The 6,609-nt window shown below is 58.6% G+C and carries 8 protein-coding genes and 2 pseudogenes; 7 read left to right on the top strand and 3 right to left on the bottom strand.

Features of this window, described 5'->3' with window-relative positions; all coding sequences use genetic code 11:
• Nucleotides 1-7 precede the first annotated feature (7 nt).
• The gene (locus tag BMI01S_RS32545; RefSeq protein ID WP_051381556.1) at nucleotides 8-1,021 is read right to left on the bottom strand and encodes an NADPH:quinone reductase; all 1,014 of its coding nucleotides are present in this window, start codon (nucleotides 1,019-1,021) and stop codon (nucleotides 8-10) included.
• A gap of 89 nt (nucleotides 1,022-1,110) precedes the next feature.
• On the opposite strand from BMI01S_RS32545, the gene BMI01S_RS32540 reads away from it, so the two are divergent.
• Entirely contained in the window at nucleotides 1,111-1,944 is an 834-nt protein-coding gene (locus BMI01S_RS32540; protein WP_028232541.1) for a LysR substrate-binding domain-containing protein, read from the top strand.
• 842 nt (nucleotides 1,945-2,786) lie between these two features.
• On the opposite strand, the gene BMI01S_RS38370 is transcribed toward BMI01S_RS32540, so the two are convergent.
• Nucleotides 2,787-3,137, bottom strand: coding sequence for a phage integrase N-terminal SAM-like domain-containing protein (locus tag BMI01S_RS38370; RefSeq protein WP_028232542.1), 351 nt, complete (start codon nucleotides 3,135-3,137; stop codon nucleotides 2,787-2,789).
• Nucleotides 3,138-3,430: 293 nt separating this feature from the next.
• Between BMI01S_RS38370 and BMI01S_RS32530 the strand changes: the two genes are divergently transcribed.
• The 6 genes and pseudogenes from BMI01S_RS32530 to BMI01S_RS39755 form a co-directional block, all read left to right on the top strand.
• Entirely contained in the window at nucleotides 3,431-3,763 is a 333-nt protein-coding gene (locus BMI01S_RS32530) for a hypothetical protein (RefSeq protein WP_028232543.1), read from the top strand.
• The gene (locus BMI01S_RS43400; protein WP_244145454.1) at nucleotides 3,760-3,993 is read left to right on the top strand and encodes a hypothetical protein; all 234 of its coding nucleotides are present in this window, start codon (nucleotides 3,760-3,762) and stop codon (nucleotides 3,991-3,993) included. Before BMI01S_RS32530 ends, BMI01S_RS43400 begins: the two co-directional genes overlap by 4 nt.
• On the top strand, nucleotides 3,965-4,420 hold the full coding sequence (locus BMI01S_RS32525; RefSeq protein ID WP_244145453.1) for a GTP cyclohydrolase I: 456 nt from the start codon (nucleotides 3,965-3,967) through the stop codon (nucleotides 4,418-4,420). The genes BMI01S_RS43400 and BMI01S_RS32525 overlap by 29 nt, the downstream gene beginning before the upstream one ends.
• 2 nt (nucleotides 4,421-4,422) lie before the next feature.
• Nucleotides 4,423-4,839: a 6-pyruvoyl trahydropterin synthase family protein gene (locus BMI01S_RS32520; RefSeq protein ID WP_028232544.1), complete on the top strand. Its 417-nt coding sequence runs from the start codon at nucleotides 4,423-4,425 to the stop codon at nucleotides 4,837-4,839.
• A gap of 559 nt (nucleotides 4,840-5,398) precedes the next feature.
• Nucleotides 5,399-5,812 carry a hypothetical protein gene (locus tag BMI01S_RS41365; RefSeq protein ID WP_154671428.1) on the top strand — a complete coding sequence of 138 codons (414 nt, stop codon included), beginning with the start codon at nucleotides 5,399-5,401 and terminating at the stop codon, nucleotides 5,810-5,812.
• A 95-nt stretch (nucleotides 5,813-5,907) separates the two neighbouring features.
• Nucleotides 5,908-6,066, top strand: a pseudogene (locus tag BMI01S_RS39755) (IS6 family transposase); the annotation flags it as partial.
• Between the two features lie 54 nt (nucleotides 6,067-6,120).
• On the opposite strand, the pseudogene BMI01S_RS32505 reads toward BMI01S_RS39755, so the two are convergent.
• Nucleotides 6,121-6,579, bottom strand: a pseudogene (locus tag BMI01S_RS32505) (IS6 family transposase); the annotation flags it as partial.
• Nucleotides 6,580-6,609: the final 30 nt, after the last annotated feature.

Here is a 6,609-nt window from a genome sequence, read left to right as displayed (position 1 = left end):
GATATAGTCATGCGACGTTCTCCACATCCAGAATAACCGCACCTGTGCGCTGTCCGCTCTCGACCAGCTCGTGCGCGCGTGCGCAATCCCGAAGCGGCAGTACCTCATGGATTGGCACGTCGAGCGTCCCCAGCTCCAGAAGATGATTGATGCGCATAGCTGCGTCGGCTCGTTCCCCGGGTGTGAGCAAATAAACCAGCACGAACTGAAGCTCGATACCCTTGAACAGAAACTTGTAGAACGGTATCTCCGGCCGCATCACCCTGGCTGAGCCATAGGTCACCACTGTCGCGCGATCCGAGAGCAGATCGGCCAGAGACTGCACATTGGCGCCGAATTCGACTTCAACGGCGTGATCGATTAGTCGCCCTTTCGTCGCATCGAGCACGTCCGCAACGAAGGTGGGGCTCGTGTAGTCAACGAAGGCATCGGCACCAGCGCTGGTGATGCGTTGTTCATCAGCTGAGCCATGTCCGGATGCGACCACGAACGCGCCTGCCTGCCTGGCGAACTGCACGGCCAGCCGTCCGACTGTGCCGGCTCCGCCACTGATCAGGACGGTGCGCCCGGCCACGTCGCCGAAAGCTGTCGTGACGTGGCACGCCGTGAGGGCTGGAATGCCCAGTGCTGCGCCAACCAGGTAGGAGGCGTTGTCCGGGAGCGGGAAGACCAGCTTCTCGTCAATCGCAATGTACTGGGCAGCGGTGCCGGAAGCCCGTCGCCACTGGCCATTGCTTACCCAGACGCGGCTTCCAGGGGTGAGCCGGTTGCATCCAGGGCCACACTCGACAACGATCCCGGCACCGTCGCTGTGTGGAATGACGAACGCAAAGGCAAGGTCGCTCTTCCCGCCGCGAGCCCCCGCCCTCGCCTTGACGTCCGAGGGGTTGACGCCCGACGCATGGAGTTGCACAAGGACTTCCCCATGACCGGCGGACGGCATTGGACGCTCCCCGTTCACTAGCACCTCGCGTGCGGGTCCGACCCGCTCATACCAGACAGCTTGCATCGCGTTCTCCATTCATTTTCGTAACGAGGAAATCGTATCGCGGAGCCATCAATCTGAAGAATGCATAATACCGATCGCAGCTATCGTTATTGGAGATTGATGTGCGAGACCTTGACATAGACCTCGTCCGCTGCTTCGTTGCTGTCTCGGATGCGCGGAGCTTCACCGGTGCATCGAAGCGCCTTTGCAGATCGCAGTCCGCGATCAGCACGCGGGTTCAGCGGCTTGAAGATTTACTCGGGGTCGAGCTTTTTTCCCGCAACAGTCGCCAGGTCGAGCTAACTGCTGCCGGGGAACAGTTCCTCAACTACGCTGTCGGTCTGCTGCGTCTGAACGATGAGGCTGTCGGTATGGTTGGCCGCAGGAACCTCGAAGGGCGCCTGCGCCTGGGCATCGTCGAGTATCTTGTTCCTCACCGGCTGCCGGAACTGTTAGGCCGGATTCGTCGACTGCTCCCACGGGTTGAGCTGAGCGTCAGGGTAGCGCTTAGTGAGGCGTTGCTACGTGCGTTCGATGCCGGTGACCTTGATGTTGTTCTCGTAAAGGAGCAGGAGGGTCGCGGCTCACATCATCTGTTTCGCGAGGAAAGGATGCACTGGGTCGCGGCTCAACATCTGGACGTCCCACCACCCTTGGTTGACCTGTGCCTGCTGCCCGCTCCCTGCGCGTTCAGAGCTGCTGCCATCTCGGCGCTCAATTCGGGCACGATCCAATGGCGAGAAGCGCTGACTTTGAGTGGCGTCGTCGGTGTCCAGTCCCGCATCAAGGAGGGCCTTGGCATTTCGGTCCTTTGCGAATCCGCGCTGGACGACGGACTCGTTACCTTGCCGCAAGGCAATGGTGCCTGGCCCGAATTGCCGGGGATAAGGCTGGTGACCTATGAGCGAAGTCCTGATCCACTTGGTCGTGCGCTGATTGACCTTCTGAAGGAGTGAGTGCGGCTACCCGTGCGGGAGTGGCGGCAATTTCCGGGCGCCTTCGTTAAAATGCTCCGGGCTGCGCGCGCCCAGCACCGACGCAATGCTTGACCGCTATCGGTGCGCGCCGAGCCGGGGCCAAAAGAATCGGCGCATGCCCCGGCAAGAAGTTGTCCTGTTGCATATGCGAATGCAACCGCGACTGTATGGCGTTCCTCCTCGTCGTGCGGGATCACGCAGCCTGTCGCACACAGCAACAACCGGAAGCCCGGCGCAAATACGCAAAATGTCAATTGACCTTCTCTGTCTGGATGCCGACGACCCGCTGTGGCACGACACCCGTCATTTTTACGCCGCAGGCAGTCGTTCTTCTCAATGATGTCTCCGTTTGCTGATGAGCACACGCGCGAACTCGCCTCGAGGGTGTCATTTGCCGCAACCGCAAGCTCTCCGGGTATGGCGCGAAGTCCTTTACGCTCTCGATGATTGAAGCTGCAACCGAACTTTGCGGCGACGCACTGACCCGGGACATGAACCATGCTTGCGACAGGACGCGAGTTGCATAGTCATCCTGCGAATCTTCTCGATGGTGTTGAGGAAACCCTCTCGCAGATCGCCGGCCGCGTCCGGCTTAAGTCACCTGTTTCACGGGGTGGAGATTGTGAGCGACAAGGCCGCAGACACCTTTGCCCGTCTTCGCGCGATACGGTGCTTCCTTCAATCCGGTTGCTGTGCAACTTATCCGTTGCCGGCTGTTGAAAAATGATCGAGGGCAAGTTCTCAGGAGACCGTGGCCCCAGATGGCTTTGCCTGGAAATTATCCCCAGGCCACATTGTGCGGCGCCATCACAAAGTGATCATCATTTAAGCGCGCTCTGCTCCGATTCTTCGTTGAGAAGGCTGAGGGCGGCCATAGCCTGAGGTTTCCTCAAGCAAAGGGCTCTGATGTGCAAATAGGCGGCCTGCACATCCTCGATCATGCGTTGCATGCGGGTGCCGCTGGGTTGCACGGTCGCACTCACACGGCCAGTCTTCCTAGACAACGGGAAATCCTCGTCACTCCAGTCACGTTTGAGCGTCACGCGATAGAGAAAGCGCAGTGCATCGATCGTCGGGCTGCGACTGGCGGGTGCCAGTTTGCGCTCTTCGCGGAGATAGATTAGCCAGGGCCGGATCTCCTCGGGACTCAGCAGTTCGGGCGAACGGCGCAAGTGTCAGGCGAAACTGGATACCTAAATCAGATAGGACTTCTGGGTATTCTCTGCAAGGTTTCGGATCCGCATGTCATGCAGCATGCGTTGGCGCAGTGGCGTCGCGGCGAGCCTCCTGGAAGCAGTGGGTGGAATGCCCAACCGACGCGCCCGATCGATTTGCGGCTTAGCAAGGACCTTCGCATAAAGCTGCTCGATGTGATTCTGCAGCTCGCCGCGTCGTCCAGGACTGGAGACACTACGCCGCGCGCCAGGTCGCGAACGTTGAACAACTGGTCGTGCATGTTGGCCCGTTGCTCGCCGGCACATCACCGCTCACTGATCCGACCGCGAATCTCGAAACCTATCGCGACTTCGAAAGTACGGACGAGATCATCGGCGACTGGTGGCTTGAATCTTACGAACAGACGTTCAACCAGCCGGGACACGTGAAGCGGTCGCACCTGTGCGAACAGGTGCGGGAGCTTGGGCTGGAACAGGAGGAAGCCATCATGCTCGGCGGCAGGCTGTACCGCGATGCGATCGGTGGACGCTTTGTCGTAGATCAGATTACTTCGCGTCTGCCCGGCGCGGGAATCGTGTATCAGATACAGTGGCTCATGGAGCACTGGGGGCAGTTGCCATGACCGCATCCGAGCGCATCATCGAACGGCTGCGCGAGGCCGGCGTGTCGTTCAAGGCGAACGCCAATATTTCGACGTACCTGCTGGCTGGGGAAGTCGATGCAATTCAGGAAGAAGCTGAGAATCATGTGCGAGCGCTGCTCGAATCGCTCGTGATCAAGCCGGATCACAACACTATCGACACTGCGCGTCGCGAAAATGTACGTGCGCGAGGTATTTGCCGGTCGCTATGAGTCGCGCCTGAACGTGACGGACTTTCCGAACGTGCGGCGGCTCGACTGGTTGTACACGGTTGTACCGATCAGCGTGCGCTCGATGCGTTTTCACCACCTGTGCAGCGTCACGGGTCACGCGTGGATCGGTGTCACACCCCGTAAGCGGGTGATCGGCCTGTCCACGTTCAACCGCATCACCGAATGGGTGATGGCACGCCCACAAATTCAAGAGGAAGCAGTCATGCAGCTTGCCGACGAGATCGACGCATTGATCATGCCACAGGGATTCGGCGTGGTGACTCACGCCACGCAGTCCCGTATGACTGCGCGTGGTGTGCGCGAACATGACAGCACCATGACTACCAGTGTCATGCGCGGGCTGCTGCGGGAGAAGCCGGCCGCGCGCGACGAATTCATGCGTCTCATGCGCGGACAGGAGTTCTGACGATGATCCGGGCGACGCGCTATCACGATATTTCCTGCGGTCACCGCGTGGTGGGTCACGAGGGCAAGTGCGCCAACCTGCACGGCCATAACTACCGCGTCCATTTCACCTGCGAAGCTCCGGCGGTCGATACGCTCGGCCGTGTGATCGATTTTAGCGTGATCAAGCGACGGCTGTGCATGTGGCTTGAGGACGAGTGGGATCATCGCATGCTGATGTGGGCCGACGATCCGCTCCATGCTTACGTGCGGGATATCGATAGAAGCGTCGTTAAGGTGCCGTTCAATCCTACCGCCGAGAACATGGCCGAATACCTCGTTACCGTGGTGCGTCCGGAAGCGCTCGAAGGAACCAGTGTGCGACTCGTTGAAGTGACCGTTGAGGAGACGCGCAAGTGCAGCGCGACCTACAGCTTGTGAGTACGGGGTCAGTCGCGTACCGCGTCAACGAGACGTTGGAATCGTTGCAGGGCGAAGGCAGCTTCACCGGCACACCCGCCGTATTCATCCGCTTGCAAGGTGGCGACGTGGGTTCTCCATGGTGCACACCTAAACATGCCGCACGCGCATTGCCGCGGGCATGAATGCTCTTGCCGGTCTTCATATTTCGGAATATTAAATGCATGAAGGAATCACGGTGCGCGGGGCAGGATCCCCATGCAGCGCGGATAGTCGCACTACATTGGCATACATGTGTAAATGTCGGCGGGGCGTTGGAGTCGAACGATAAAGAATTTTGAACGTGCTGAAAGATGGTGCTTATGAACGTGGTCCAGGACTACCGTGATTGGAAGCTCGACATTGAGTCCGTGCCTGCTGCGGGAATGTACACAGCTAAGGCTACAATCTCGCGGACGCGTACAGACTGGGACGATGTGTACTTCAGCTACACATTCAAGGATCTCGGTCTGTCGGATACGCCAAAGGGTGCGATGCGGTGGGCCGCCGAATGGTTGCGCGGGTGGATCGATGAAAACGCATGAATCACAGCAAACGAGCCTTATCTATCAGTATAGACGGCACTGTAAGATCATCGATCGGAGAAAGCAGCGGTAGCACACTGTGCCGCCGCTCAGTAGGTCCATTGCCACCATTGAATTGGCACTCCGTTTGTGTTCAGAGAGTCTTGGTCAATTCTGCCGCAGGAGGTCTTGCAGTCGACGTTGGAAATACCTCGGCATCCATTGCGATGAATGGAACGTTTGTCGCCGCAGAAACAATCGGCAAGCCAAGAAAGGTCGATTTCATATTCGAGGAAAACGGTTCGTCATCGAAGCTTGGCTGCACGGGAGTTCCACTGGCGCAAAAGCTGGCCGATGCGCTCAAGCAGATTCGCGATCTGCAACGGATGCTCGGCAAAAGTGGTATGGACGGCTCCTCATCGCATAATTGAGGTCTCATCGGCTCTGTCAGGTTGACGCAGGAGCGAGGGTAGAATGAAGCGATGAAGAAAGAAAGTCGCTTTATCACGGTCACCGCTTCCCTTCCATCGTCATCAGCTGCGCGGTTCGTTGGTTCCGGTTCAGCCTGAGCCTGCGCGATATCGAGGAGTTGTTGCTCGAGCATGGTGTCGTCGTCACGTACGAGACAATCCGTTTCTGGTGCGACAAGTTCGGCGCTGGATTCGCCCAACGTGCAAAGGCGTCGGGTCCTGGTGAAAATAGGTAAGCGGGTTGAGAAAGTTCATATAGGTAGGAAGGCTTATCGATCAAACAGGACCGCATTCCATACGGCGGGCGCAGCGGCCTCCTTGAGGCCGAGCTTCGCGAGATCGAACTGCCCATTGCAAATGCGATGCGTCAACTCGATTCCTGAAATCGTGGTCGCGGCGCTCCCGAATCGCTTGAAACCAGGCATCATGTTCGTTCTGGACTTGATGTGGCGATGGCCTTGCTCGATCACGTTGTTCAGATATTTTGAGGAGCGGACCTTCGTGTCTTCAGCCAGCAGACCATCGGTCTTCATTTCGCGCACCGCGCGGTGTGATGCGGCATAGCCGTCGAGCGTGATGGTCTGCGGTGGCTGGCCCTGACGCTTGATGGCCTTGCTGAAAAGAGATTTGGCCGCAGCCACGTCGCGTCGGACTCTGAGCATGAAGTCCACCGTCTGCCCAGCCCGATCCACTGCCCGGTACAGGTAGACCCACCTGCCGCGAATCTTCCGGCTTCAGGTAGGTCTCATCGGTACGCG

Source organism: Paraburkholderia mimosarum LMG 23256 = NBRC 106338, from assembly GCF_000739815.1.
In the GTDB taxonomy this organism is placed as follows: Bacteria; Pseudomonadota; Gammaproteobacteria; order Burkholderiales; family Burkholderiaceae; genus Paraburkholderia; species Paraburkholderia mimosarum.
This window is presented reverse-complemented; position numbering and strand designations above follow the sequence as displayed.